Below are 24,990 nucleotides of genomic sequence, written 5' to 3' on the forward strand. Positions count from 1 at the left end.
ACCGCGGGGTAACGTCACACGACGTGACCGAACAGCCAGATTCCGGGGCCCCCGCCTCGGCCAGGACCTTCCTCGATCAGCCCGATCACGCCTCCGGTGCCACCGAGCTCGCCCGGCAGCTGAGGCGTATCCGCGGCCTCGTCTCCGGCGCGGGTTTCGAGGACCTGTCCGCGGAGATCGAGCTGGCCCGCGAGCTGGCCGACCGCATCGAGGCCGCCGCGACCCCGCAGCCGCCGGCCGAGTACGAGTCGTGGGGCGTGCCCGAGCACATCGCCGCCAACCCCGTCATCGGCTCGCGTAACCCGGCGTCGCCGCCCCTCGAGGCCGTCGTCCTCCCCGACGGCACCGTGCGCGCCGACCTCACGCTGGGTGTGGAGTTCCAGGGCCCGCCCGGATGCGTGCACGGGGGCGTGGTGGCGATGCTGTTCGACGAGATGCTCGGCCTGGCCAACGCCGCGGCGGAGCACATCGGTATGACCGTGGACCTGCGGGTCACCTACTCCGCCCCCACGCCGCTGGACACGCCGCTGCGGTTCGAGGCGCGCCAGGTCCGGGTGGACGGGCGCAAGCTCTGGTGTACGGGGACGCTGCACGCCGGCGACACGCTGTGCGCGTCGGTGGAGGGCATGTTCGTCACCCCGCGGTGGATGCTCGAGGGGGACCAGAGCAAGCCGATCGAGGGCTGAGGCCCTCCGGGTCGGCCCTCCGGATCTTTCCTCCGGATCCGCGCACCCCGGGGCGGCCGGTGCGGATGTGGCCCGCACGGCCGGCCCCGGGGCGGACGTGTCAGTTCCCGCGCAGCGCCTTCATGCGCTTGTGCGAGCCGGCGACGATCCGGCCGCGGTTGGTGCCGGAGGAGAACTCGACACCCTTGACGTTGTTCTCGCCGCCGCAGACGTGGATGGGGCCGTTGCCGATGGACGCGAGGACCTCCTCGGCGACCTCCTCGGGCTCGCTGACGGTGAAGCCGGGCAGATCCATGTCCAGGCCCGCGCGGACCATGGCCGGGGTGCGGACCACGCCGAGGATGACCTCGACGACGTCCACGCCGTGCTCGCGCATCTCGAGCCACAGTCCCTCGACGAACACGCGGCTGAACGCCTTGGCGGCCGAGTAGACGCTCATGTCGGCGTGGCCGAGGTAGCCGGCCATCGAGCCCATGACGACGATCCCGCCGCGACCGCGGGCCTTGAGGCCCGGGCCGAACTGCCGGATGATCTGCATCGGCGAGGTGATGTTGAGGTCGATGACCTTCTGGACCTTGTCCATGTCCGACTCGACGAACTCGGCGCCGTAGGTGTTGGCGCCGGCGTTGAGCACGATCAGGCCGAGGTCGAGGCCCTCGCAGGCCGCGGCGATCCCCTCGGTGGCGCCGGGCTCGGTGAGGTCGACCGAGACGGTCTTGCACTCGACGCCCTTGGCGCGGACGGCCTCGGCGGTCTCCTCCAGGGGGCCGGGCTTGCGCGCGACGAGGACGGTGGACACCCCCTGGTCGGCGAGGCGGAAGGCGATCTCGGCGCCCACGCCCTCGCTTCCGCCCACGACGAGCGCCCAGGGGCCATAGGTTGCGGGATCGAACGGCTTCGGATTGACAGGTGTCGACATACCCTAAGAGTATGACTAAACAGAGCAATAGTCCCGGATTCGGCGGCGTGCCCCTGCCGAAGATGGGTCCGAATGAGGATTTCTCCCTCGAGGCGGCGCGGAAGCGGCTGGGGGAGACCTTCGAACCGGTCCCCACCCCGGAGTTGGCCCCGGCGGATCCCGACCTCGATCGAGCGGTGGCCGAGCTGCGGCGGCTGCGCGAGGCCACGGCGGCGTTGGCGCACTCGGATGTCGAGCTGGGGGACATCGCGGACCGCCTGGCCGAGGTCGCCGACCTGCTCGAGCCGCGTGTCCCGTCGCCGTCCGTGCGGCTGGAGAACATGTGGACGGGCGCCGGTACCCGCCGGTCGAACCCGGTCGCCGGGCCGGAGAACCCGCTCGCCCCGCCGGTGCAGTTCTACGGCTGCGACGACGGCTCGGTGCGCGCGGAGGTCACGCTGGGGCCGGTCTATCAGGGCCCTCCCGGGTGTGTCCACGGGGGGATCAGCGCCCTGATCATCGACCACATGATGGGTTTCGCCAACCACTGGGGCGGTCGCTTCGGGATGACCGCGCACTACGAGATCGACTACCGGTCACCCACCCCGCTGCTCCAGCCGCTGACGTTCCGCGCCTGGGTCCAGGAGAGCGAGGGCCGCAAGACGTGGACCCACGCGACCATTCACGCCGGGGACCGCCTGTGCGTCGAGGCGCGGGGACTGTTCCTCGAGGCGAGCGTCCCGGTGCCCGGTCAGCCGGGGACGGAGTCGATGCTCGGCGACGGCGGATAGGTCTGTGCACGGCCCGGGCCGTCCGCACGAGCCCGGGCCTCCGCACGAGCCCGGCCCGGCCGCACGGCCCGGCCCGGCCGCACGGCCCGGCCGGACCCGGGTGGTGCCTGCGCGGCACCGCCCGGGCCGGGGGCTCAGCCGGGTAGGTCGACCTGGACGACCTTCTGCAGGTAGGGGGCGATCACCTCGGTGAGCCCGGAGGCCAGCTCGTCCGGGTCCTCGGGCGGCAGCGAGATGAAGCTGATGCCGATGCGGGCGATGATCGAGGCGGCGAGCCGTGCCTGGGCCTCGTCGATGTGCATCCAGCTCTCGGACAGCGCCGGGGTGAGCACCTCGGTGGCGCGTTCGATGAGCGGCCCGGCCTCCGTGGTGATGAGCCGGAGCAGTTCGGGCTTGATGTCGCCGGTGAGCAGGGCCCGGATGAGAGGGTCGCGCTGGCTCGAGAGCAGGAAGCCGTTGATGCCCTCGCGCAGGGCGGTCTCGATCTCGCCGGGGTAGCGGATGATCGAGTCGCGGATCTCGCCGGCGAACGTCTCGGACAGCTGCAACGCGTACGCCTGTGCCAGGCCCTGGCGGTTGCCGAATGTGCTGTAGAGCGTCTGGCGGCTGAGGCCGGCGGCCTTGGCGACGTCGGACATGGTGACCGCGGACCAGTCGCGCGAGCCGAGGAGCTCGTGCATGGCCTCGAACACGGTGGCGCGGAGCGGTCGGCGCTCCCCGCGGGTGTCCGCGGGGGAGCGCCGGTCACTGGTCTGGCGGTGACGGGGCATGGTGTCCATTGTGTCTGATCCCCCTCGCCGGGTGGGCGAGGGGCGGGTGGGCCGCCCCGCACCCGGGGTCACTTCACGGGCAGGAAGTCCACCTTGTCACGCACGCCGCAGTCGGAGCACTGCCAGGTGGCGGGGATGGCCGACCACGGGGTGCCGGGCGGGAACCCCTCCCGGGGCAGGCCCGCGGCCTCGGAGTAGTGATTGCCGCAGTTGGGGCACACGTACTCACCGGTGGGCGAGGTCTGGTCGGTGGCGATGTCGGTGTCCGCGACGACCTCCTCGACCACCGCGGTCGTGCCGGCCCCGTACCGGGCGAGGATCTTCTCCCGCTTGGACGGCTGGATGTTGGCGCGGGTGATGTCCCCGTCGTAGTGGGCCAGGACGCGCTTGTCCATGACCCTGCGCCACAGCGGCGGGACGTAGGCGATGACCATCATCGTGGCGTACCCGGACGGCAGCTGCGGGGCCTGCTCGAAGCTGCGGAGCATCTGGTAGCGGCGCATCGGGTTGGCGTGGTGGTCCGAGTGGCGCTGCAGGTGGTACAGGAAGATGTTGGTCACCAGGTGGTCCGAGTTCCACGAGTGCTCGGGGCGGCACCGCTGGTACCGGCCGGCGGAGGTCTTCTGGCGCAGCAGGCCGTAGTGCTCGAGGTAGTTGACCACCTCGAGCAGGGAGAACCCGAAGATCGCCTGGACTATGAGCCAGGGGGCGACCTCCCAGCCGAACACCGCGATGAGCGCGCCGAACAGCACGACGGTCATGAGCCAGGCGTTCAGGTTGTCGTTGCGCAGAGTCCAGGGGCTCTTGCCCAGCCGGGCGAGGCGCTCGGACTCCAGCGACCACGCCGAGCGGAGCGAGCCCACCACACTGCGGGGCAGGAACGCCCAGAACGACTCGCCGAAGCGCGAGCTGGCGGGGTCCTCCGGGGTGGCGACCCGCGCGTGGTGCCCGCGGTTGTGCTCGATGAAGAAGTGCCCGTAGCCGGTGGTGGCCAGCGCCACCTTGGACAGCCACTTCTCGCTGCCGGCGATCTTGTGTCCCAGCTCGTGGGCGGTGTTGATGCCGATGCCGCCGGTGATCGCGACGGTCCAGGCGACGCCGACGGAGGCGGCGATACCCAGCCCGCCGTCGTACCCGAGCCAGGACAGGTCGTCGGCGGTCCACAGGTAGCAGGCCGCGACGAGGGAGCCGTACTGCAGCGGGATGTACAGGTAGGTGCACCAGCGGTAGAAGGGGTCCGCCTCGAGCTTGTCCATGACCTCGTCGGGCGGGTTCTCCCCGTCCTCGCCGATCGCGAGGTCGCCGAGCGGGATGGCGACGTAGACGAGGAGCGGCAGGAGGTACCACGCGACGGTGGCGGGGATCTCCCAGCCGAGGGCGTTGAAGCCGGCGACGAACGGCATGGACAGGAACAGGCCCATCGCGGGGATGACGCCGAGGAGCCAGAGGTAACGCTTGGCGTCGGTCCACGCGTAGGGCTCGACGTCGGCGTGCGCGTGGGTGTGAGGGTCATGGTGCGCGTGAGGCGCCTCGTGCTCACCGGCCCCGTCGGCGGGGCGGATGTACTCGGTGCTGGACATCGCTGACGACCTCCGAATCAAGAGGATGTGGCATACGCCACTCTGCTGACTCTGACATTAGACAAAATCCCGGCCTGTGTCTAGACATACGGCGGGAGTTTGTCCAGAGATCGAGGGGGAGGTGGTGGGGAGGGCCCCGAGGGGACGACGACGAGGACCCGCGTCCGCCGATGCGGGCCGGAATAGGCGGGGCGGCGCCCGGGTTGTACGGAACGTCGCCGGTACGCCCCTCCACCGGCGCGAGAGGAGTGGCCCGGTTGTCCATGCACATGGCCGCCATGCGGACGCTGTACCGGGCCGAGAACAGCAACATCTCGCTGGACCGGAGTGTCTTCACCCGCGAGAACTTCCGCCGGATCGGGCAGTTCGCGCGCCCGCACTCACGGCGGATCGTCATCTTCCTGATCCTCTCGGTGTTCGGGGCGTCCCTCGCGGTCCTCACGCCCGTGCTCGCCGGGCGGGTCGTCACCGCGATCGTCGAGGCATCGCCGGTACAGGTGGTGCTCGGGCTCGCGGGCCTCATCGCCGCGATCGGCGTGGTCGAGGCCGTCGCCGCGGTGTTCACCCGCCTGTGGTCGGCACGGATCGGCGAGGGGCTGATCCTCGACCTGCGCCGGGCGGTGTTCGATCACGTCCAGACCATGCCCGTCGCGTTCTTCATGCGGACGCGCACCGGGGCCCTGGTCAGTCGGCTCAACAACGACGTCATGGGCGCCCAGCGCGCGTTCTCCGACACCCTGTCCGGGGTCGTGTCGAACCTGGTCCAGCTGGTGCTCACGCTCGCCGTGATGGCCGGTATCAACTGGCAGCTCACGGTCCTGTCGGTGCTGCTGCTGCCGATCTTCCTGTTCCCCGCCCGGTACGTGGGCAAGCGGCTGGCGCGGCTGCGGCGCGAGGCCTCGGACCTCAACGCGTCGATGAACGACCAGATGACCGAGCGGTTCAACGCCGGCGGCGCGACGCTGGTCAAGCTGTTCGGCCGCCCCGCGACGGAGTCGGCGGAGTTCGCCGCCCGCGCCGGCCGCGTCCGCACCATCGGGGTGCGTACCGCGCTCCTGATGAGCGTGTTCATGAACTCGCTGACGCTCGTGTCCACCCTGGCGCTGGCGTTGGTCTACGGACTGGGCGGCTACTTCGCGCTGCGGGGCGGCCTGGACGCCGGGTCGGTCGTGGCGCTCGCGCTGCTGCTCACGCGCCTGTACGGTCCGCTGACCGCGCTGGCCAACGCGCCGATGGACATCGTCACGGCCATCGTCAGCTTCGAGCGCGTCTTCGAGGTCCTCGACCTCGAACCGCTCATCGCGGACGCCCCCGACGCCGTCGACATCCCCGAGGGCCCGGCGACCATCGAGTTCGACGACGTCTACTTCTCGTACCCGTCGGCGGACAAGATCTCGCTGGCCTCACTGGAGGAGGTCGCCGTCCTCGACACCCGCGGCGGTCAGGAGGTGCTGCACGGCATCTCGTTCCGAGCCGCGCCGGGGGAGATGATCGCGCTCGTCGGGTCGTCGGGTGCCGGCAAGTCGACCATCGCCTCGCTTCTGCCCCGCCTCTACGACGTCGATTCGGGTGCGGTGCGGGTCGCGGGACTGGACGTGCGTGAGGTCACGTCGTCGTCGCTCCGTCGGACGGTCGGCATGGTCACCCAGGACGGTCACCTCTTCCACGACTCGATCCGCGCGAACCTCACCTTCGCGCGCCCCGAGGTCACCGACGACCTGGTGTGGGACGCCTTGCGCCGCGCCCGGCTCGACGGCCTGGTGGCGTCGCTGCCCGACGGGCTCGACACGGTCATCGGCGACCGCGGCTACCGGCTCTCCGGCGGGGAGCGCCAGCGTCTGACCATCGCGCGGCTGCTCATCGCCGAGCCGTCGGTGGTGGTCCTGGACGAGGCGACGAGCGCGCTGGACTCGACCAACGAGTCCGCCGTGCAGGAGGCGCTGGGCGAGGCGATGGCGGACCGGACGTCGCTGGTGATCGCGCACCGCCTGTCGACGGTCCGGGCCGCGGACCGGATCCTCGTGCTCGAGGCGGGGCGCGTCGTGGAGTCGGGCACCCACGCCGAACTGCTCGCCTCCGGCGGGCGGTACGCGGAGCTGTACGAGACCCAGTTCGCGGACCAGGAGTAGCGCCCGCGCCGACGGGTGACCCCACCCCGCGTCGGCAGCGACGAGAAGACCGTTCCGCTCACGCCGCCCTCGGGCGATGCGGGCGGAACGGTCTTCTCCACGCGGTGTCCCGGCGGGTCAGCTCTCCAGGTGCAGGCCGAGCTCACGGGCCGCGAGCGCGGCGTACTTCGAGGTCTGCTCGAAGGCGCCCTCGAGGGGGTTGGCGTCGGTGACGTCGGCGATCTCGGCCCAGCGCTCGGCCACGACCTCGGGGGTCCGCGCACCCTCGGGCAGGTAGACGCCGCGGCTCTCGACCATCTGCGACACCGCGAACACGCCGGCGCCGGCACCGAGGATCGTCTTGGTGGGCGCGTCCTCGCTGACCATGAACAGCGCGCCCGGCGCGATGGTCTCGGGGCCCATGATGTCCAGCACGCGCTGCGGCAGCAGGTCCTCGGTCATGCGGGTGGCCGCGGTGGGCGCGATGGAGTTGACCTTGATGTTCTTCTTGGCGCCCTCGGCGGCGAGCACGTTCATCAGGCCGACCAGGCCGGACTTGGCCGCACCGTAGTTGGCCTGCCCGAAGTTGCCGTAGATGCCGGAGGTGGAGGTGGTCATGAGGATGCGGCCGTAGCCGGCCTCGGCCATGTGCGGCCACACGGCCTTGGTGCAGTTGACCGACCCCATGAGGTGGACCTCGACGACCTTGCGGAAGTCCGCCAGCTCCATCTTGGCGAACGACTTGTCGCGCAGGATGCCGGCGTTGTTGATGAGGATGTCGATGCGGCCCCACTTCTCCATGACCGTGGACACCATGGCCTCGACGGCGGCCTCGTCGGTGATGTCGCTGCCGTCGACGATCGCCTCGCCGCCGGCCGCGGTGATCTCCTCGACGACCTGCTGTGCCAGCGACGGCGACCCGCCCTCGCCACGGACGTCGCCGCCCAGGTCGTTGACGACGACCTTGGCACCGCGCTCGGCCAGTGCGAGGGCGTAGGCGCGGCCCAGGCCGCCGGCAGCACCGGTGACGATCGCGACGCGGTCGGTGAACTCGATGGTCTTGGTCATAAGGGGCTCCTGTTGTCGAGGGTTGGGGAGTGTGTCGTGTGGTCGTGTGGGGGGGTCGACCCGGGCCGGTGCCCCCGTTGCGAGGTCGCCGACCCGTGGGCGGGTCAGCCCAGCTCGCCGCGCACGAAGGACTCGTACGCGGGCAGGTCGAGGAATCCGTGGCCGGACAGGCCGATCACGATCGACGGCCCGGTGCCGGCCTCGCCCGCGTGCTCGCGGGCCTTCGCGATCGCGCCGGCGAGCGCGTGGGTCGACTCGGGCGCGGGGACGATGCCCTCCGCCTTGGCGAACTCGACGCCCGCCGCGAACGCGACGTTCTGTTCCACTGCCACGGAGTCGAGCAGACCGAGGTGCTTGACGTGGCTGACCAGCGGCGCCATGCCGTGGTAGCGCAGGCCACCGGAGTGGATGGGGTCCGGGACGAAGTCCTGACCCAGGGTGTACATCTTCATCAGCGGGGTCAGGCCGGCGACGTCGCCGTGGTCGTAGCGGAACTCGCCCTCGGTCAGCGACGGGCAGGCCGTGGGCTCGACCGCGACGATTCGCGTCCCGGCGCCCCCGAGGTTCTCGCGGATGAACGGGAACGCCAGGCCCGCCAGGTTGGAGCCGCCGCCCGCGCAGCCGTAGACGTAGTCGGGGGCGCCCTCGCCGAACATCGCGAGCTGCTTGAGGGCCTCCTCGCCGATGACCGTCTGGTGCAGGCAGACGTGGTTGAGCACCGAGCCCAGCGAGTAGCGGGCCTCGGGGTCTGCCGCGGCCACCTCGACGGCCTCGGAGACGGCCATGCCGAGCGAGCCGGGGGTCCCGGGGTCCTTGGCGAGGAACGACCGGCCGGCCTCGGTGAGGTCCGACGGGCTCGGGTGCACGGACGCCCCGAAGGTCTCCATGAGCATCCGGCGGTACGGCTTGGACTCGAACGAGGCCTTGACCTGCCACACCTCGACCTCGATGCCGAAGGCCTGTCCGGCGAACGCGAGCGACGCACCCCACTGGCCGGCACCGGTCTCGGTGGTGAGCTTGGTGATGCCCTCGGCGGCGTTGTAGTACGCCTGCGCGACCGCGGTGTTGGGCTTGTGCGATCCGACGGGGCTGGTGCCCTCGTACTTGTAGTAGATCCGGGCCGAGGTGCCGAGCGCCTTCTCGAGCCGGAGGGCGCGGATCAGCGGGGACGGACGCCAGAGCCGGTAGATCTCCTGCACGGCCTCCGGGATCTCGACGTAGCGCTCACCGGTGACCTCCTGCTCGATGAGGGCCATGGGGAACAGCGGCGCCAGGTCCTCGGGTCCGAGCGGCTCCTTGGTGCCGGGGTGCAGGTGAGGCGCCATCGGCTCGGGGAGATCGGCCTGGATGTTGTACCAGTGCGTCGGCATCTCGCTCTCGGGGAGGAGAGCCTTGACCAGGGAGCCGGAGGGGGCGTCAGACGTCATGTGTGTCCTCGGGAAGGATGGATAGGGGTGAGCCTGGTCTCATCCTAGGAGGTCGCGTCGCATCGGCAGATGGGGGATCCGGCCGTCGAGGTAGTCCGGCCCCGAGCGGACGAATCCGAACTGCTCGTACCACTTCTCGAGGTATGCCTGGGCACCGATCTCCACCGGTCGTGTGCCGCACGACTCCAGCGCCCGGCGGATCAGCTCCGCGGCCACACCCCTGCCGCGCCACCGGGGCGCGGTGCACACCCGCCCGATGTGCATGACGCCGCCAGGGGCGCGGTCGCCGAAAATCCGCAGGGTCGCGACGAGGTCGCCGTCCGCCGTCCGGGCGAGCAGGTGCGTGGTGCCGGGGTCGGCGTCGACGTCGTCGATCTCGGCGTACGGGCAGTCCTGCTCGGCGACGAAGACGTCCACGCGCAGGCGATACAGCGCGTGGACGTCCAGCGGTCCCAGGTCCGCCAGGGCGGACGCGGTGATCTCGAGCGACGGACCGAGGGCCCGCGCGTCGGGGTGGCTCACGAGTCGGCGGAGCTCCCGCCCGTGGTGGGCCCGGTCGTGTCGGAGCCGTCTGCCGCCGTGTCAGTCGCCGCCGCGCCGTCCGTCGCCGCGTCATCGGAGGGCTGCGGCGCGGAACCGGCGGCGGGGCCGGGCGCGGCGCTGCCCGCGGCCGGGGAGGACTCGGCGGCCTGGTCTGCGGGGCCCTCGGGATCGGGGGACTCGATCGTCAGGTCCTCCCCGGTCTCCGCGCCCTCCGAACCGTTCGACCCCTCCGAGGTCCCTGAGCTCCCCGAGCCCTTCGAGCTCTCCGCGCCCGCTGACGCGGCGGCCTGCGGGGCCGATGACCCCGTGGCGGGATCCGGCGCACCGGTGGCGGCCTCGGCCGGGGTCGGCGTACGCGGCGGCGCCGGGGTGGGCTTGGGCGCCGGCGGGGACGAGGCGGCGGGCGATCCCGAGTCGCGCAGGAAGTACGCGGTGGCCCCCACGACGGCGGCGCCGCCGACGAGGCCGACGATCCACAGCGGTGCGAACCGACGCACCGGGCTGCGCTTCTCCTGCGGCGCGGCGAGGGCGGAGGTCTTCTCCCGCAGCGAGTCGGCGTGCTGGCGCGCGTCCGCGGCGAGCTCACCGAGGATCTCGGCCTGTTCGGCGCGGCGTTCCCGCAGCACCTGGAGCCCCCTGCTGGCACCGAACAGGGCGAGCCCGACCGGGCCGCGGGTCGCGGCGACGGCGGCCTCGCCGAGGAACCGCGGATCCTTCAGGTCGAATGCCTTGCGCGCGGCGGAGCCGGCCTTCTTCAGGTCCTTCTCGGCCTGTGAGACGGCCTTACGTTCGGCGGCGCGATCGCTTCGTGTGCTCATGTGACGATGGTGGCACAGCGCTCGGACACCGACCACCACCTCGCCGACATCGGTGCGGGCACCGTGGCAGGATGGAACCCGTGAGCATCGCAACGCAGAAGGCAACCATCCACACCAACCGGGGCGACATCGTCGTGGAGCTCTACGGCAACCACGCCCCGGAGACCGTGCAGAACTTCGTCGGTCTGGCCGACGGGTCCAAGGAGTACTCCCAGGCCAACGCCAAGGGCGAGAAGAGCGGCCCGTTCTACGACGGCTCCATCTTCCACCGCGTCATCGCCGGCTTCATGATCCAGGGCGGCGACCCCACGGGCACCGGCCGCGGCGGCCCGGGCTACCAGTTCAAGGACGAGTTCCACCCGGAGCTGCAGTTCTCCGAGCCCTACCTGCTCGCCATGGCCAACGCGGGACCGGGCACCAACGGGTCGCAGTTCTTCATCACGGTCGGCCCGACGCCGCACCTGAACAACCGCCACACCATCTTCGGCAAGGTCGCCGACGAGGACTCGCGCAAGGTCGTCGACGCGATCGCCACCACCCGTACCGGTGCGATGGACCGCCCGACCGACGACGTCGTCATCGAGTCGATCGAGATCTCCTGACCGACCTCCCCGGCCGGTCGGCGGCGCGGGTCCCGGAACTCCCGGGCCCGCGCCGCACGTCTATCCCCAGCTCGACGAACCGGGAGCCATGAGCATCCAGACCCACCGCGGCGGCGCGATCTCGCGCTTCTTCCGCCTCCAGCCGGTCACGGCGTGGCTCATCACCGCGAACCTGGCGGTCTACGTCGCCACCGCTGCGCAGGCGCGCAGCCTCATGGCGAACAGCGCGTCGGCCCTGTTCGAGACCACGGCGCTGTTCCCACCCGTGGTGGCGGTCCGCGACGAGTGGTGGCGGCTGCTCACCTCGGCATTCCAGCACTTCGGGCCGGTGCACCTGCTGCTCAACATGTACATGCTGTGGATCCTCGGCCTGGGGATCGAGCGCAGCATCGGTCACGCCCGCTACCTGGGGCTCTATGTCCTCTCCGCGCTCGGCGGGTCGGTCACGGTGATGTACACCGGGCAGACCGCGCTCACCGCCGGCGCCTCGGGGGCGATCTTCGGGCTCATGGGGGCGTACGCGATCGTCGCGATGTCCCTGCGTCTGGACGTCAAGGGCATCGGTCTGCTGTTGATCCTCAACGTCGGTGTGAGCTTCCTCGTCCCCGGCGTCTCGTTGGGCGCGCATCTCGGTGGTCTCGCGGTGGGAGCCGTCGCGGCCGTCGCCCTGGTGGTGCTGCCCCGGCGCCTGCCCGCCCGCGTGGGCCGAGCCGGGCGCGAGATCGTGTCGTGGACGGCGTACCTCGTCGTCGTCGTCCTCGTCGGTCTCGCGGCCTGGTACGCGGCGCAGGCCATGACCGTGGGGTTCGCCCTCTTCCGCTGAGCCTCGCCGCGCCCACGCACCTCCGTGCCGCCCCCCGGCACCTCCGTGCCGCGCTCACGGCACTGCCCGCCGAGCCGCGCGCCCGACCCCGGGCCGACGGCTACCCCTCGCGCCGCGCCCACGGCGCCGCCCGCCCCGCCGCGCCCGGACCCGCGGTCTACCCCTCGCCCCGCGCGTGCCCGAAGCCCAGCCGCGTCAGCGTCTCCACGACATCGCGGGGATCGGCGCCCAGGTCGAGCCGCGTGAACACGTCCAGCTGCTCGCGGCCGCGGTCGTCGAGGTACTCGATCCGCATCATGTGCTGCCGCATTCCCCACCGCGCCGAGCCCAGTGCCCGCACCTCCACCACGTCCGACCGGGGGACGAACCGGGCACCACCGATCCGGGCGATCGCCAGCTGACCGTCGACCACCTCGATCCGCGGACGCCGCAGCAGCTGCGAGACCCCCGAGGCGACGAGCATCAGCGCCGCCAGCCCCGTGAGCAGCAGCGCGAGCGGATCCTGCCGCTGCAGACCGAGTAGCACCAGCAGGACACCGCCGGCGATCTGCAGGCCCGGCCACACCACGCCCGGCGACCACGACACCGCCCTGTGCCCGGCCGCCGGGACCGCCTCACCATTCACACGACCATCCTCCCTTATCCACAGGCGTTATCCACACTGTGGAGGAATAACACGCGTGGAGTTCGATTGTCGTTCGAGTGACGGCGGGCCCGACCTGCGGTGTCGGGTTCGCTGATGCCTCACAGGGTTTATCCCCAGTGTGGATGGAGTTGTCCACAGCGTGTGGGCGGTGTGGATGAACGCGAGGACCGTGGGTAGCGCGCTTGCGATCCACCCGTTGACCTGCACAAATGAGAGATTCTCAGAGAAAATGCAGGTCACCCCCCGCGTCGTGCGGGGGGTGACCTGTGGATAACGCTGTGGATGGAGTGTGGACCGCTCCCGGTGGGGGCCTGTGGAGAACCGTCAGCGCCAGTTCATCGTCATGAGCAGACCGACCACGGCCACACCGAAGCCGATCGCGAAGTTCTGCCACGTCTCCAGATCACGCATGAACGGGATCTGCTCGCCAGCGATGTAATACGTGACCAGCCACAGCAGGCCGATGATCATCAGACCCAGCATGACGACGAGATACCAGCGCGCCGTCGGGGTGCCCTTGACCTTGACGGGGGTACGGCTGACGGCCGCATCGGTGTACTCGGTCTTGGACCGGACCTTTGACTTGGGCATTTCAGTCCTCGAGCTGGTGGGGGATGTCGCGCGTCAGTCTACCAAGCCCGCCGCGGACGTCGGCCCGGCCGAGGGCAGTACCCTGCGTGTATGCGCATCCTCGTCGTCGACAACTACGACAGCTTCGTCTACAACCTGGTCCAGTACCTGGGTCAGTTGGGCGCGACGTGCGACGTGTGGAGGAACGACGACGACAGGCTCGCCGGCCCCGACGGCCGCTACGACCCGGCCGGTCTGGAGCGCGTCGTCGGCGGGTACGACGGCGTCCTGCTGAGCCCGGGACCCGGAACGCCCGACCGGGCGGGCGCCACGATCCCGCTCATCGGGGTCTGTGGACGCGCGGGCGTGCCCGTACTGGGCGTGTGCCTCGGCCACCAGGCGATAGGTGAGGCGTTCGGCGCGACCGTCGACCGCGCGGCCGAGCTCATGCACGGCAAGACGAGCCTGGTCACGCACGACGACTCGGGGGTTCTCGCCGGGATCCCCAGCCCGTTCACGGCCACCCGTTACCATTCCCTCACGGTCCTGCCCGAGACGATCCCCGACGAGCTGGTGCCCACCGCGTGGACCGAGTCGGGGCTGATCATGGCGATGCGGCACCGCGACATGCCCGTCCACGGCGTGCAGTTCCACCCCGAGTCGGTGATGAGCGACGGCGGCCACCGCATGCTCGCGAACTGGCTGGGGATGTGCGGGGAGCGCCCGTCCGAGGCGCTGGTGACGCGACTCGAGTCGGAGCTCGACCGGACCCGCGGCGCCGCCCTCGCCTGACCCCGCCCGGATCGCGCCCTGACCCCGCCCGGATCGCGCCCGGATCGCGCCCGGATCGCGCCCGGAGCGCGCGAGCCGTCCCGACGGTCAGCGTTTCCGCGGGCCGCGGTGCGGCGAACCGTGCACCAGCGACGGCTGACCGGGGGAGCGGCCTGCCGGGGCGGGGCGTCCGACCGAGGCGCCGGTGACGCGACTCGAGCCCGAGCTCGACCGGACCCGCGGCGCCGCCCTCGCCGGACCCCGCCCGGATCGCGCCCGGAGCGCGCCCGGATCGCGCCCGGAGCGCGCCCGGATCGCGCCCGGAGCGCGCCCGGATCGCGCCCGGATCGCGCCCGGATCGCGCCCGGATCGCGCGAGCCGTCACTACGGTCAGCGTTTCCGCAGGACGCGGTTCGGCGAACCGTGCACCCGCGACGGCTGACCGGGGGAGCGGCCAGCCGGGGCGGGGCGTCCGTCCGAGGCGCCGGTGACGCGACTCGAGTCCGAGCTCGACCGGACCCGCGGCGCGGCCCTCGCGCGACCGCGCCCTAACCCCGCCCGAACCGCGCCCGGATCGCGCCCGGACCGCGCGAGCCGTCACTACGGTCAGCGTTTCCGCAGGACGCGGTTCGGCGAACCGTGCACCAGCGACGGCTGACCGGGGGAGCGGCCAGCCGGGGCGGGGCGTCCGTCCGAGGCGCCGGTGACGCGACTCGAGTCCGAGCTCGACCGGACCCGCGGCGCGGCCCGCGCGCGACCGCGCCCTAACCCCGCCCGTACCGCGCCCGGATCGCGCCCGGAGCGCGCGAGCCGTCACTACGGTCAGCGATTCCGCAGGACGCGGTACGGCGAACCGTGCACCAGCGACGGCGGACCGGGGGAGCGGCCAGCCGGGGCGGGGCGTCCGTCCGAGGCGCGGGTGACGCGACTCGAGTCCGAGCTCGACCGGACCCGCGGCGCGGCCCTCGCGCGACCGCGCCCTAACCCCGCCCGAACCGCGCCCGGATCGCGCCCGGACCGCGCGAGCCGTCACTTCGGTCAGCATTTCCCCAGGACGCGGTTCGGCGAACCGTGCACAAGCGACGGCTGAGCGGGGGAGTGCTCGGCCGAGGGCGGAGGGAGTGCTCGGCCGGGGCCGGGGCCGGGGCGGGGGTGGGTGCGCTCGGCCGGGGGCGGGAGCGGGGGCGCTCAGCCGGGACCGGGCACCAGGCCGAAGCGGATGACCCGCACCACGACCTGGTCGTTGACGCCCGCCTCACCGACCGGCGGCTGCTGCGAGTAGATCCTGCCGACCCGCGACAGGTCCGGGTCGTTCTGCGGCAGCTCCACCAACTGCCCGCGGTCGCCGCGCCACCCCGCCTGCTCGAGCTTGGCCAGCGCCTGCTCGACCGTGTCGCCCACGATGTTGGGCATCTCGAACCGGTTGCCGGCCGAGACCTGCAGGGTGATGGTGGCGCCCTTGAGCTGGGTCTGCCCGGCGGGCGTCGACTGGTTCACCACCTGGCCCTCGGGTGCGGTGCCGTCGACGCGCAGCGTGTCCACCCGGAACCCCGCCGCCTCGAGCGTCGCGCGGGCCGGATCCGCCGCCATGCCGACCACCCCGGGCACCGCGACCTGCTCGGGCCCGGAGCCCACCGTGAGGCGGACCGGCCGGTCGGAGGGCACCTGCGCACCGGGCGCGGGGTCGGTGTCGACGACCTTGTCCAGGTCCTCGGGGGTCGACGGACGCGCCTCGTTCTCCGGCACCACCTGGAACCCCGCCTCCTCCAGCGCGATCCGGGCGTCGGCGGGGGACATCCCCATGACGTTGGGCACCGACAGGATCGGCTTGCCCGTCGACACCACGAGGCTGATCTCCGACCCCACCGCGAGGCGCTTGCCGGCGATCGGGTCCGAGGAGACGACATGCCCGGCGGGGATCTCCGGATGCGGTGCGGGGGACTGCACCGGCTCCAGGCCGAGCGCGGTGAGCTCCTCGACGACCTCGGCCACCGGGCGCTGCGCGACCTCCGGGATCGTCACCTCCTGCATCCGCGAGAACCCGCCACCCCCGTCGCCGGAGGTGGCCCACAGGGACACGGCCGTGACGCCGCCCAGCACGAGCAGGACCGCCACCGCGATCGCCACCCCGCGCGGCCGACGCCGCTCGCCACCCGGGCCGCGGCCGGCCGCCGCGTGCGAGGCGGGACGCGACCCCGCGGCCGCACCCGCCACCCCGCCGGCCGCGCCGCCGGTCACCGCCGCCGGGTCGTGGACCTCGGTGAGTGCATCCGACGGCGGACGGTGGGCGCGGCCGGTTCCGAACCCCGCGCCGGTGAACCCGTGCGGCGCGTCGGGCCTCACGTCGTCGTCGAGCTCGTCGTCGGACAGCACCAACGGCGCCGCCGGACGGCCACCGGTGAGCACCGTGATGAGATCCGTGCGCATCTCTCCGGCGGAGGTGTAGCGGTTCTCCGGGTTCTTGGCCATGGCCTGCATGACCACGGCGTCGACGTACCGGCTCACCTCGGGGTTCACCGCCGACGGCGGGCGCGGCGTCTCGCGGACGTGCTGGTACGCCACCGCCACCGGCGACTCGCCCGTGAACGGCGGGACGCCCGCGACCATCTCGTACAGCACGCAGCCCGCGGAGTACAGGTCGGACCGCGCGTCGACGGTCTCGCCGCGCGCCTGCTCCGGGCTGAGGTACTGCGCGGTACCGAGGACCGACGACGTCGTGGTGAGCGTGGACGAGGAGTCGCTCACCGCCCGGGCGATGCCGAAGTCCATGACCTTCACCGCGCCGTCGCGGGAGATCATGACGTTCGCCGGCTTCACGTCGCGGTGGATGATGCCCTTCTTGTGCGAGAAGTCCAGCGCCCCGCACACGTCGGCCATCACGCCGAGCGCCCGTTCGAGGGTCATCGGCCCGTCCATCTTGACGATGTCTCGCAGCGTGTCGCCCTCGACGAGCTCCATGACGATGTACGGCAACGCGCCGTCGGCCGTGTGCTCCTCGCCCTGGTCGTAGATCGCGACGATCGACGGGTGGTTGAGCGAGGCGGAGTTCTGCGCCTCGCGGCGGAAGCGCTGGTAGAAGGTCTCGTCGCGGGCCAGCTCCGGGCGCATGATCTTCACGGCGACGTCACGGCCGAGGACCGTGTCGCGGCCCCGGTGCACCTCGGACATGCCGCCGAAGCCCAGGGTCTCGCCGATCTCGTACCGGCCGGCGAGGACGGACGGGGTGGTCATGCGCCCTCACCCCCGCCGCGGGAGGGCACGGGCACCGAGTCGCCGTCACCCTGGCCGCGGGCCTGCGGGCCCTCGCCGCGGCCCTGGGCGCCCTCGCCCTGCTGGCCCCGGCCGGGCGGGCCGTCGCCGCCGTCCTGCGGCGGCAGGAACGAGCTGAACTCCGAGGTGATCGAGTCGAGCATGTCCTGCAGGTCCGTGGTCTCCGGCGCCTCGGTCGGTGACGGCTCGGGCTGCGGCGTCGGCGTGGGCGTGGGGCTCGGCCTCGGGGTCGGCGACGGCGCCGGGGCCTGGGTGGTGACGGTGGTGACCGGCGTGGTGGTGGGCGTACGCGGGGCGGGGTCGCCGCCGAACAGGCCGCCGGGGCCGAAGACGCCCAGGTTGGACAGGGCGATCGCCGCGGCCACGGCGAGCCCGGCGATCAGCACCACCGCGAGGAGGAACCAGGCCCCGCACCCGCCGCCCCGGCGGCGGGTGGGTGGCCGCGACGTGACCGGCGGGGCGGGCTGACGGCGCGTGGCGGTGGCCGGCCGGGTGCGGCCCGTGGCGGCGGCCGGCATCGACCGCTGCGGGGTGCGGGGGCCCGCCTGCGGACGCGTCCGGGTACCCGTGCCCGGGTGCACGCTCGTGTAGGCGCGGGTGGGGTCCGGCTGGCCGGCCGGGCCGCGATAGGCCTCGGTGGCGTCGCCGTCGGGCAGCACGGTCGTCGCCGCGGTGGCGGCGGCCGCGCCCGCGGCGGCTCCGGCGACGGCTCCGCCCGCCGCGGCGAGGAACGCGCCCGGCGGACGCGGGTCCCGCCCGGCCCGCAGGTCGGCCACGGCCTCGGCGAAGGCCTCGCCGTCGGGGTAGCGGCGCGCGGGGTCCTTGGCCATCGCCTCGGCGATCACCCGCCGCACCGGTCCCGGCACGGAGTCGGGCAGGGGCGCCGGGGTGTCGCGCACGTGCATCATGGCCACGCTCACGGGGGAGTCGGCGACGAACGGGCGCCGCCCGGACAGGCACTCGTACCCCACCACGGCGAGGGAGTAGACGTCGCCGGCCGGGGTGGTGTCGTGGCCCATCGCCTGCTCGGGGGCGATGTACTGCGCGGTGCCCACGACCATCCCCGTCTGGGTGACCGCGGAGGCGCCCATGGACTTGGCGATCCCGAAGTCGGTGAGCTTGACCTGCCCGGTGGGCGTGATGAGGATGTTGCCCGGCTTGACGTCCCGGTGCACCAGGCCGATGGCGTGGGCGGCGTTGAGGGCGCGGCCGGTCTGTTCGAGCATGTCCAGCGTGTGGCGCAGCGGCAACGTGCCCTCGCGCGCGAGGACGTCCGACAGCGGCTCGCCCACCACGAGTTCCATGACGAGGTAGGACAGGGGGCTGCCCGAGGCGGGGTCGGAGATCTGGCCGTAGTCGTAGACGGTGGCGATGCCCGGGTGGGAGATCCGGGCGGTGACCTTGGCCTCGGACCGGAAGCGCTCGACGAACTCGGGGTCGGAGGAGTACTCGGCCTTGAGGACCTTGACCGCGACCCGCCGGTCGAGGACGGAGTCGGCGGCCTCCCACACCTGGCCCATCCCGCCCGTGGCGATGAGCCGGAGCAGTCGGTAGCGCTGGGACAGCAGTGCCCCGGAGTTCAGGCTCACGGTGCGCCCCCGAGGAGGGCACCGAGGACCTCGCGGCCGATGGGGGCGGCGTAGGTGGCGCCGACGGTGTCGCGCGTGACGCCCGGCCCGGATTCGATCGCCACGGCGACCGCCACGTCCCGCCCGGGGACGAAGGCGATGTACCAGGTGTAGGGGATGGACTCGGAGGCGTCGACGCCATGCTCGGCGGTGCCGGTCTTGGAGGCGATGGTCACGCCGGGCAGGCCCCCGCCGGCGCCCCGCTCGGCGCCGATCATCATCTCGGTGAGGGTGGCGGCCTGGTCGTCTGTGAGGGCGCGCGCCGCCTCGCGGGGGGTGAAGCCCTCGACCGTGGAGAGGTCGGGCGCGGTCAGCGTCTTGATGAGCTGAGGCTCCATGCGGACGCCGCCGTTGGACACGGTCGCGGCCACCATGGCGCTCTGCAGGGTGGTCATGCGGACGTCGCTCTGCCCGATCGAGCTCATGGCGAGCTGGGCGGCGTCCTCCATCTCGCCGAGCCCCGACGGCGCGACGGGGATGCCGAAGTCCTCCGGGGCGGTGCCGTCCACGCCGAACTTCTCGGCCATCTCGGTGAACGCCTCGGGGCCGATCTGCTGGCTCAGTTCGACGAACGGCACGTTGCAGGACAGCTCGAGCGCGACGCGGAGGGTGACCGTGCCCCCGCCGCAGGTCTGGCCGGCGTAGTTCTGCAGGTAGGTGGAGGTGCCGGGCAGCAGGGTGCGGTCGGCGCCGGAGACCGGGGTCTCCGGCCCCAGGCCCTGCTCGAGGGCCGCCGCGGTGGTGATGACCTTCATGGTGGACCCGGGCGGCAGGGCCTGTTGGGTGGCGTGGTTGAGCAGGGGCCGGTCGGGGCTCTGCTCGATGCGGGTCATCTCGGCCTCGCGGACGTCCGGGTCGGTGCTGGACAGCGCGCCCGAGTCGAACGACGGGCTGGAGGCCAGCGCCAGGACCTCGCCGGTCGAGGGCCGCACGGCGGCGACGGAGCCGACGAACGGGCCCTGTCCGGCGCCGCGGCGGAGCGCCTCGAAGGCGACGCGTTGGCCCACCGGGTCGAGGGTGAGCTCGACGGAGCCGCCCTGCGGGGTGCGGCCGGAGATCAGCCCGGTGATGCGCTGGGACAGCAGGCGCGGGTCGGAGCCGTTGAGGAAGGCGTCCTGGGACTGTTCGATCCCGGCGGTGGCGTACTGCAGCGAGTAGTAGCCGACGGTGGGGCCGAACACCTCGGGGTCGGTGGGATAGGTGCGCTCGAACTCGAAGCGCCCGTCGGACGGCAGCGACATGGCCAGGACGCGCCCGCCGGCGGTGATCTGTCCGCGTTGGCGGGAGTACTCGTCGAGGAGCATGCGGGTGTTGCGCGGGTCGGCGCGCAGTTCGTCGGCGCGGAAGACCTGCACCCAGGTGAGCTGGAGGAGCAGGGCCACCACCATGACCATGGCGGCGACCGCGACCCTGCGGATGGCGGTGTTCACGCGGCGCTCACCCGTTCCTCCGGCCCGGCAGCAGCCGCGGCGTGCGCATCATGCCGGTGGCGGCGTCGGCGAGGGCGGGCGCCTGTCGGGGCGTGGGCATGGGCCGGCGCGCGTCGTGCGACAGCCGCACCAGGATCGCCATGAGGGCGTAGTTGGCGAGCAGGCTGGAGCCGCCGTAGGCCATGAACGGCAGCGTGAGCCCGGTGAGCGGGATGAGCGTGGACACGCCGCCCACCACGACGAACATCTGGATGGCGACGGTGAACGCCAGGCCCACGGCGACGAGCTTTCCGAAACTGTCGCGGATGGTCAGCCCCACGCGGATGCCGCGCAGCACGAGGATCGCGTAGACCATGAGCACGGCGGCCAGGCCGATGAGGCCCAGTTCCTCGCCGATGGTCGAGGTGATGAAGTCGGTGTTGGCGAACGGCACCTGGTCGGGGCGGCCGTTGCCGAGGCCGGTGCCGCCCATCCCCCCGGACGCGAGCCCGAACAGGGCCTGCGAGCTCTGGTAGCCGCCGGTGTCGAAGAACGCGAACGGGTCCTGCCAGATCTGGAACCGCACGCGCACGTGACCGAACAGCGCGTAGGCGAGCACGCCGCCGATCGCCACCAGCACCACGCCGATGAGCAGCCAGCTCACCCGTTCGGTGGCCACATACAGCATGGTCAGCACCGTGGCGAACAGCAGCAGGCACATGCCGAGGTCGGTGTTGAACACGAGCACGCCCAGCGAGAGGAACCACGCCACGATGATGGGCCCGAGGTCGCGGGCGCGCGGCAGGTCCACCCCCAGGACGCGCTTGCCGGCGGTGGTGAACAGCTCCCGCTTCTCCACGAGGATCGACGCGAAGAAGATGATGAGCAGGATCTTGGCGAACTCGCCGGGCTGGATGGTGAACCCGGGCAGGATGATCCAGTTCTTGGCGCCGTTGATCTCGGAGAACCGCGAGGGCAGCACGGCGGGGATCGCCAGCAGCACGAGTCCGGCGAAGCCCATGGTGTACCCGTAGCGGGCCATGACGCGGTGGTCGCGCAGGAAGAACAGGACCGCGCCCATGACGCCCACCCCGATGAACGTCCACAGCAGTTGCCGGGTGACGTCCATGCCGGGTGGGTCGTTGCCGGCGGCCGCGGCGTTGGCGGCGTACGCCAGGTCGAGCCGGTAGATGAGGACCAGTCCCAGGCCGTTGAGCAGCGCGACGCCGGGCAGCAGCACGGGGTCGGCGTAGGGGGCGAGCCACCGGATGAGCAGGTGGGCGCCGCCGGACAGGCCGAGGAACGCCAGGGTGATCCAGAGCAGCGCGAGGGACAGTTCCTGTTCCTGGGCGAGCTGGACGAGCAGGAGCGCGAACCCGACGATCACCGCCGCCGCGACGAGCAGGACGATCTCCTTGCCGCGGCGGGGGCGGTCGGGGACCGCCTGCCCGCGGGGGTCGGAGGCGGGTGGGGTCGAGGTCGCCGAGGACACGGTCAGCTCACCGCCCGACAGGTCTCGCCGGGCACCGGCGCGGGTGGCGCGGGGCGCTCGGCGCCGGGATCCGCCTCCGCGGGACGCTCGGCGCCGCGCGGGTCCGTCTCGGCGGGGGAGGTGGGCGCGGCGGGCGAGGACGGCGACGACGACGAGGTGGCCCCGCCGCGGCCGGCGCGCTCCGGCGTGGGCTCGCATTCCGGCAGGAGATTGTCCTGCGCCAGGCGCGAGACCTGGGCGTTGGCCTCGGACAGGCTTCCCGACGGCATCCCGGCCCGCACGGTCTCCCGGGCGGGTTCACGCAGGTCGCCCAGGGTGAACACGTCGCACCCGGTGGGGATCGCGTCGGGGGAGTGCATCGTCAGGTCACCGTCCGGGGCCAGACAGGCGACCTGGCTGACCGAGGCCAACGAAATGCCGAAGACCTCCCCGGAGATGCCCCTCTTCACCACGACCTGGTTGTCCTCCTCGGTGACGAAGTAATTGCTGCGGACGAGCAGCGCGGACACGCCGACGATCCCCGCCAGCACCGCGAGGACCCCGACGACGCTCAACGCGAAACGCCATCTGCTGCCCCGCGGCGGCGCGGGGTCGACCTCGTCGTCGTCGCCCCTCTCGCCCGGCGCGCCCCCCGCGCGGACCGCACCGGCCCCGCCGGCGTCCCCGGCCCGCAAGGCCACCTGGGCCCGGGAGAACGCGGCGGCCTTACCGGCCGCGGTGTCGGAGTACGGGTCGGCGGCCGGGTCGATCTGGCCCGGCTCCTCGCCGGACGCCGCACCGACCACCACGGGGACCACCGGCGCGGCACGGGGTGAGTCCACGACGTCCGCCAGCACGACGGTGATGTTGTCCGGACCGCCCGAGCGCAACGCCAGCTGCACCAACCGGTCCGCCGCCTCCTCGACCGTGCCCGTGGCGAGGGTCTCGGCGATGGTCTCGGTGCTCACCGGGTCCGACAGGCCGTCCGAGCACAACAGGTACCGGTCGCCGACCCGCGCCTCGCGGATGACGGCGGTCGGCTCGACCGGCTCCCCGGTGAGCGCCTTGAGGATGAGCGAGCGCCGCGGGTGCGTGTGGGCCTCGTCCGCGGAGAGCTCCCCGCGGTCGACGAGGGACTGCACGAACGTGTCGTCCTTGGTGATCTGACTCAGCGTCCCGTCCCGCAGGAGGTAGGCGCGCGAGTCACCGACGTGGATCAGGCCCATGCGGCGGCCGTCGAACAGCAGCGCGGTGGCCGTGCACCCCATGCCCTCGGTCTCCGGGTGCGCCTCCACGTGGGACGCGATCGCCCGGTTGCCCACGGTGAGCGCCCGGCTCAGCGCGGCGGTGAGGTCCTGCCCCGGCTCGTCCTCGTCGAGCCGCGCCAGCGCCGCCACGACGAACTGGCTGGCGATCTCGCCCGCCGCGTGGCCGCCCATCCCGTCCGCGAGCGCCAGGAGGCGCGGACCGGCGTAGGCCGAGTCCTCGTTGTTCTCCCGCACCATCCCCAGGTGGGACCGTGCGGTGTAGACGAGCGCCGGGGTCACGCGCGCAGCTCGATCACGGTCTTGCCGATCCGGATCGGCGTGCCGGCGGCCACCTTGACCGGTGTCGTCACCCGCGTCCGGTCCAGATAGGTGCCGTTGGTCGAGCCCAGATCCTCGAGGAACCAGTCGGAGCCGTGCGGTGACAACCGGGCGTGCTGGTTGGACGCGTAGTCGTCGTCGATCACGAGCGTGCACGAGTCCGCCCGGCCCAACAGGACCGGTTGCTCGGACAGCGTGATGCGGGTGCCCGCGAGCGCGCCCTGCGTCACGACGAGGTGGCGGATGGCCCTGGCCCCGCGGCCGAACACCCCACCCCGGCGCTCGGTGCGTCCGCCCGCGCGCATGCCGACGTTGCCGAAGACGTCGGTCTTCAGGGCCCGCAGCGTGAGGTAGATGAACAGCCACAGCAGCACCAGCAACAGGCCGCGCGACAACTGCAGAACGAGTCCCTGCACTGGTGTCGTCCTCCCCTCGCCGGTCGGGTCACCTCTACCAACGTGTCACCGCCCCCGGTGGTTCCGGGGGTCATCCGTGACGAGGCTAGTCGAACCGGACGGTGATCTCCGAGTGTCCGACGCGGATCACGTCCCCGTCGGCCAGCTGCCAGTCCTGGACCGGGCCGCCGTTGACCGTGGTGCCGTTGGTCGAACCGAGGTCGGTGAGAACCGCCTCGCGTCCGTCGAAGTGGATGTCCGCATGCTGCCGGGACACACCCGTGTCGGGCAACCGGAACGCCGCGTCCTGGCCCCGTCCGAGCAGGTTGGAGCCCCGCTGGAGCCGGAAGGTGCGGCCCGAGCCGTCCTCGAGGTGCAGCGTGACCGCCAGCGACGAGCGGCCCTGCGTGATCTGGGTGGGGGCGTCGGACGGGCCGCCCCAGCCGGAGCTGCGGGGGCCGGTCTCGGGTGCGACGGGGTAGTTGGTGGCGGGTGCCTGCATGTCGTTGTTCTCCTTGCTCGCGCCCGGCCGCTCGCGCGACGGCGACGACGGCGCGGGATGGCCCGGGCGCGGTGCCGGCGCGGCGGCCGAGATGTGGAACGGGACGGCATCCGGGTCCACGACCCCGTCGATGCGCATCTGTCCGGTGTGGAGGTCGTCGCGCTCCACGAAGGTCACGGTGACCGGACCGTAGGTCTCCCACCCCTGCTCGCCGATGTGATCCGACAGGTGGCGGGAGAAGGTCTTGACCGCCAGGGCCTCGTCCTCCGTGAACGACTCGTAGTCGGACCGGGCGAGGGTGATGGTGTAGCTGTTGGAGACCAGCAGATGGCCGTCGACCACCTTGAGCGAGGCCTCCGCCTGCTTGCGCAGTTGCGCCTCGACCTCGGCCGCGACGACGCGGCCCCCGAAGAGGCGGGCGAACGCGTCGCCCACGGCGCCCTGGAGGGTGCGTTCGAATCTGCCGACGATGCCCACGCTCACTCTCCTCTCGTCCCGGGCGGTCCGCCCGGTGCGCGGGCGGGTGCGGTCACGCCGCCTCGGGGCGGCATCCGGTCGATCATAGAGGCGATTCCCCACCAAAAGCACGCACGGAGCGGACCCCCTCCCCGCCGCTGGTCAGCCCACC

At 72.3% G+C, this 24,990-nt stretch carries 22 protein-coding genes; 6 read left to right on the forward strand and 16 right to left on the reverse strand.

What is annotated here, in order from left to right:
- The first annotated feature begins 23 nt into the window (after positions 1-23).
- Complete coding sequence (locus tag RWK90_RS08685) at positions 24-686, forward strand: PaaI family thioesterase (RefSeq protein WP_314036812.1); 663 nt, start codon at positions 24-26, stop codon at positions 684-686.
- 100 nt (positions 687-786) lie between these two features.
- Here the strand turns inward: RWK90_RS08685 and RWK90_RS08690 are convergent, their stop codons facing one another.
- A complete protein-coding gene (locus tag RWK90_RS08690; protein WP_314036814.1) occupies positions 787-1,605 on the reverse strand; it encodes an SDR family NAD(P)-dependent oxidoreductase in 819 nt (272 codons plus the stop codon).
- Positions 1,606-1,616: 11 nt separating this feature from the next.
- On the opposite strand from RWK90_RS08690, the gene RWK90_RS08695 reads away from it, so the two are divergent.
- Positions 1,617-2,375 carry a PaaI family thioesterase gene (locus tag RWK90_RS08695; protein WP_314036816.1) on the forward strand — a complete coding sequence of 253 codons (759 nt, stop codon included), beginning with the start codon at positions 1,617-1,619 and terminating at the stop codon, positions 2,373-2,375.
- Between the two features lie 134 nt (positions 2,376-2,509).
- On the opposite strand, the gene RWK90_RS08700 is transcribed toward RWK90_RS08695, so the two are convergent.
- Together RWK90_RS08700 and RWK90_RS08705 are read right to left on the reverse strand one after the other, a co-directional pair.
- On the reverse strand, positions 2,510-3,145 hold the full coding sequence (locus tag RWK90_RS08700; protein ID WP_314036818.1) for a TetR family transcriptional regulator: 636 nt from the start codon (positions 3,143-3,145) through the stop codon (positions 2,510-2,512).
- A gap of 68 nt (positions 3,146-3,213) precedes the next feature.
- Positions 3,214-4,725, reverse strand: a complete 1,512-nt coding sequence (locus RWK90_RS08705) for a fatty acid desaturase (RefSeq protein ID WP_314036820.1) — start codon at positions 4,723-4,725, stop codon at positions 3,214-3,216.
- Between the two features lie 257 nt (positions 4,726-4,982).
- Here RWK90_RS08705 and RWK90_RS08710 point away from each other — a divergent pair, with 257 nt between their 5' ends.
- A complete protein-coding gene (locus RWK90_RS08710; protein ID WP_396230288.1) occupies positions 4,983-6,854 on the forward strand; it encodes an ABC transporter ATP-binding protein in 1,872 nt (623 codons plus the stop codon).
- Between the two features lie 117 nt (positions 6,855-6,971).
- On the opposite strand, the gene RWK90_RS08715 is transcribed toward RWK90_RS08710, so the two are convergent.
- The 4 genes from RWK90_RS08715 to RWK90_RS08730 form a co-directional block, all read right to left on the reverse strand.
- Positions 6,972-7,901 carry an SDR family NAD(P)-dependent oxidoreductase gene (locus RWK90_RS08715; protein ID WP_314036821.1) on the reverse strand — a complete coding sequence of 310 codons (930 nt, stop codon included), beginning with the start codon at positions 7,899-7,901 and terminating at the stop codon, positions 6,972-6,974.
- A 104-nt stretch (positions 7,902-8,005) separates the two neighbouring features.
- Positions 8,006-9,328, reverse strand: coding sequence for a TrpB-like pyridoxal phosphate-dependent enzyme (locus RWK90_RS08720; RefSeq protein WP_314036823.1), 1,323 nt, complete (start codon positions 9,326-9,328; stop codon positions 8,006-8,008).
- 39 nt (positions 9,329-9,367) lie between these two features.
- Complete coding sequence (locus tag RWK90_RS08725) at positions 9,368-9,850, reverse strand: GNAT family N-acetyltransferase (RefSeq protein WP_314036825.1); 483 nt, start codon at positions 9,848-9,850, stop codon at positions 9,368-9,370.
- Positions 9,847-10,689, reverse strand: coding sequence for a hypothetical protein (locus RWK90_RS08730; protein ID WP_314036827.1), 843 nt, complete (start codon positions 10,687-10,689; stop codon positions 9,847-9,849). Before RWK90_RS08730 ends, RWK90_RS08725 begins: the two co-directional genes overlap by 4 nt.
- 71 nt (positions 10,690-10,760) lie before the next feature.
- On the opposite strand from RWK90_RS08730, the gene RWK90_RS08735 reads away from it, so the two are divergent.
- The gene (locus RWK90_RS08735) at positions 10,761-11,291 is read left to right on the forward strand and encodes a peptidylprolyl isomerase (protein WP_314036829.1); all 531 of its coding nucleotides are present in this window, start codon (positions 10,761-10,763) and stop codon (positions 11,289-11,291) included.
- Positions 11,292-11,379: 88 nt separating this feature from the next.
- Complete coding sequence (locus RWK90_RS08740) at positions 11,380-12,114, forward strand: rhomboid family intramembrane serine protease (RefSeq protein ID WP_314036831.1); 735 nt, start codon at positions 11,380-11,382, stop codon at positions 12,112-12,114.
- A gap of 157 nt (positions 12,115-12,271) precedes the next feature.
- On the opposite strand, the gene RWK90_RS08745 is transcribed toward RWK90_RS08740, so the two are convergent.
- The gene (locus RWK90_RS08745) at positions 12,272-12,739 is read right to left on the reverse strand and encodes a PH domain-containing protein (RefSeq protein ID WP_314036833.1); all 468 of its coding nucleotides are present in this window, start codon (positions 12,737-12,739) and stop codon (positions 12,272-12,274) included.
- 345 nt (positions 12,740-13,084) lie between these two features.
- Positions 13,085-13,351, reverse strand: a complete 267-nt coding sequence (crgA, locus tag RWK90_RS08750; protein ID WP_314036835.1) for a cell division protein CrgA — start codon at positions 13,349-13,351, stop codon at positions 13,085-13,087.
- 90 nt (positions 13,352-13,441) lie between these two features.
- Between crgA and RWK90_RS08755 the strand changes: the two genes are divergently transcribed.
- Positions 13,442-14,122 carry an aminodeoxychorismate/anthranilate synthase component II gene (locus RWK90_RS08755; RefSeq protein ID WP_314036837.1) on the forward strand — a complete coding sequence of 227 codons (681 nt, stop codon included), beginning with the start codon at positions 13,442-13,444 and terminating at the stop codon, positions 14,120-14,122.
- 1,167 nt (positions 14,123-15,289) lie between these two features.
- On the opposite strand, the gene pknB is transcribed toward RWK90_RS08755, so the two are convergent.
- The 7 genes from pknB to RWK90_RS08790 form a co-directional block, all read right to left on the reverse strand.
- Complete coding sequence (gene pknB, locus RWK90_RS08760; RefSeq protein ID WP_314036839.1) at positions 15,290-17,332, reverse strand: Stk1 family PASTA domain-containing Ser/Thr kinase; 2,043 nt, start codon at positions 17,330-17,332, stop codon at positions 15,290-15,292.
- Positions 17,329-18,960: a serine/threonine-protein kinase gene (locus tag RWK90_RS08765; RefSeq protein ID WP_314036841.1), complete on the reverse strand. Its 1,632-nt coding sequence runs from the start codon at positions 18,958-18,960 to the stop codon at positions 17,329-17,331. The genes pknB and RWK90_RS08765 overlap by 4 nt, the downstream gene beginning before the upstream one ends.
- On the reverse strand, positions 18,957-20,429 hold the full coding sequence (locus RWK90_RS08770) for a penicillin-binding transpeptidase domain-containing protein (RefSeq protein ID WP_314036843.1): 1,473 nt from the start codon (positions 20,427-20,429) through the stop codon (positions 18,957-18,959). The genes RWK90_RS08765 and RWK90_RS08770 overlap by 4 nt, the downstream gene beginning before the upstream one ends.
- Before the next feature lie 7 nt (positions 20,430-20,436).
- Positions 20,437-21,906, reverse strand: a complete 1,470-nt coding sequence (locus RWK90_RS08775) for an FtsW/RodA/SpoVE family cell cycle protein (RefSeq protein WP_396230304.1) — start codon at positions 21,904-21,906, stop codon at positions 20,437-20,439.
- On the reverse strand, positions 21,903-23,426 hold the full coding sequence (locus RWK90_RS08780; RefSeq protein WP_314036845.1) for a PP2C family serine/threonine-protein phosphatase: 1,524 nt from the start codon (positions 23,424-23,426) through the stop codon (positions 21,903-21,905). The genes RWK90_RS08775 and RWK90_RS08780 overlap by 4 nt, the downstream gene beginning before the upstream one ends.
- A complete protein-coding gene (locus RWK90_RS08785) occupies positions 23,423-23,881 on the reverse strand; it encodes an FHA domain-containing protein (protein WP_314036847.1) in 459 nt (152 codons plus the stop codon). The genes RWK90_RS08780 and RWK90_RS08785 overlap by 4 nt, the downstream gene beginning before the upstream one ends.
- Positions 23,882-23,966: 85 nt before the next feature.
- Positions 23,967-24,839 (reverse strand): FhaA domain-containing protein, encoded by an 873-nt coding sequence (locus tag RWK90_RS08790; protein WP_314036849.1) that lies wholly within the window; start codon positions 24,837-24,839, stop codon positions 23,967-23,969.
- Positions 24,840-24,990 lie beyond the last annotated feature (151 nt).

The organism is Dietzia sp. CH92, from assembly GCF_032248695.1.
Classification (GTDB): domain Bacteria; phylum Actinomycetota; class Actinomycetes; order Mycobacteriales; family Mycobacteriaceae; genus Dietzia.

Excerpts from the sequence above, each read along its gene's own strand:
- RWK90_RS08690 (WP_314036814.1), bottom strand. The coding sequence starts at position 1,605 with ATGTCGACACCTGTCAATCCGAAGCCGTTCGATCCCGCAACCTATGGC.
- RWK90_RS08715 (WP_314036821.1), bottom strand. The coding sequence starts at position 7,901 with ATGACCAAGACCATCGAGTTCACCGACCGCGTCGCGATCGTCACCGGT.
- RWK90_RS08740 (WP_314036831.1), top strand. The coding sequence starts at position 11,380 with ATGAGCATCCAGACCCACCGCGGCGGCGCGATCTCGCGCTTCTTCCGC.
- RWK90_RS08705 (WP_314036820.1), bottom strand. The coding sequence starts at position 4,725 with ATGTCCAGCACCGAGTACATCCGCCCCGCCGACGGGGCCGGTGAGCAC.
- crgA (WP_314036835.1), bottom strand. The coding sequence starts at position 13,351 with ATGCCCAAGTCAAAGGTCCGGTCCAAGACCGAGTACACCGATGCGGCC.
- RWK90_RS08755 (WP_314036837.1), top strand. The coding sequence starts at position 13,442 with ATGCGCATCCTCGTCGTCGACAACTACGACAGCTTCGTCTACAACCTG.
- RWK90_RS08720 (WP_314036823.1), bottom strand. The coding sequence starts at position 9,328 with ATGACGTCTGACGCCCCCTCCGGCTCCCTGGTCAAGGCTCTCCTCCCC.
- RWK90_RS08735 (WP_314036829.1), top strand. The coding sequence starts at position 10,761 with ATGGAACCCGTGAGCATCGCAACGCAGAAGGCAACCATCCACACCAAC.
- RWK90_RS08695 (WP_314036816.1), top strand. The coding sequence starts at position 1,617 with ATGACTAAACAGAGCAATAGTCCCGGATTCGGCGGCGTGCCCCTGCCG.
- RWK90_RS08700 (WP_314036818.1), bottom strand. The coding sequence starts at position 3,145 with ATGCCCCGTCACCGCCAGACCAGTGACCGGCGCTCCCCCGCGGACACC.
- pknB (WP_314036839.1), bottom strand. The coding sequence starts at position 17,332 with ATGACCACCCCGTCCGTCCTCGCCGGCCGGTACGAGATCGGCGAGACC.
- RWK90_RS08730 (WP_314036827.1), bottom strand. The coding sequence starts at position 10,689 with ATGAGCACACGAAGCGATCGCGCCGCCGAACGTAAGGCCGTCTCACAG.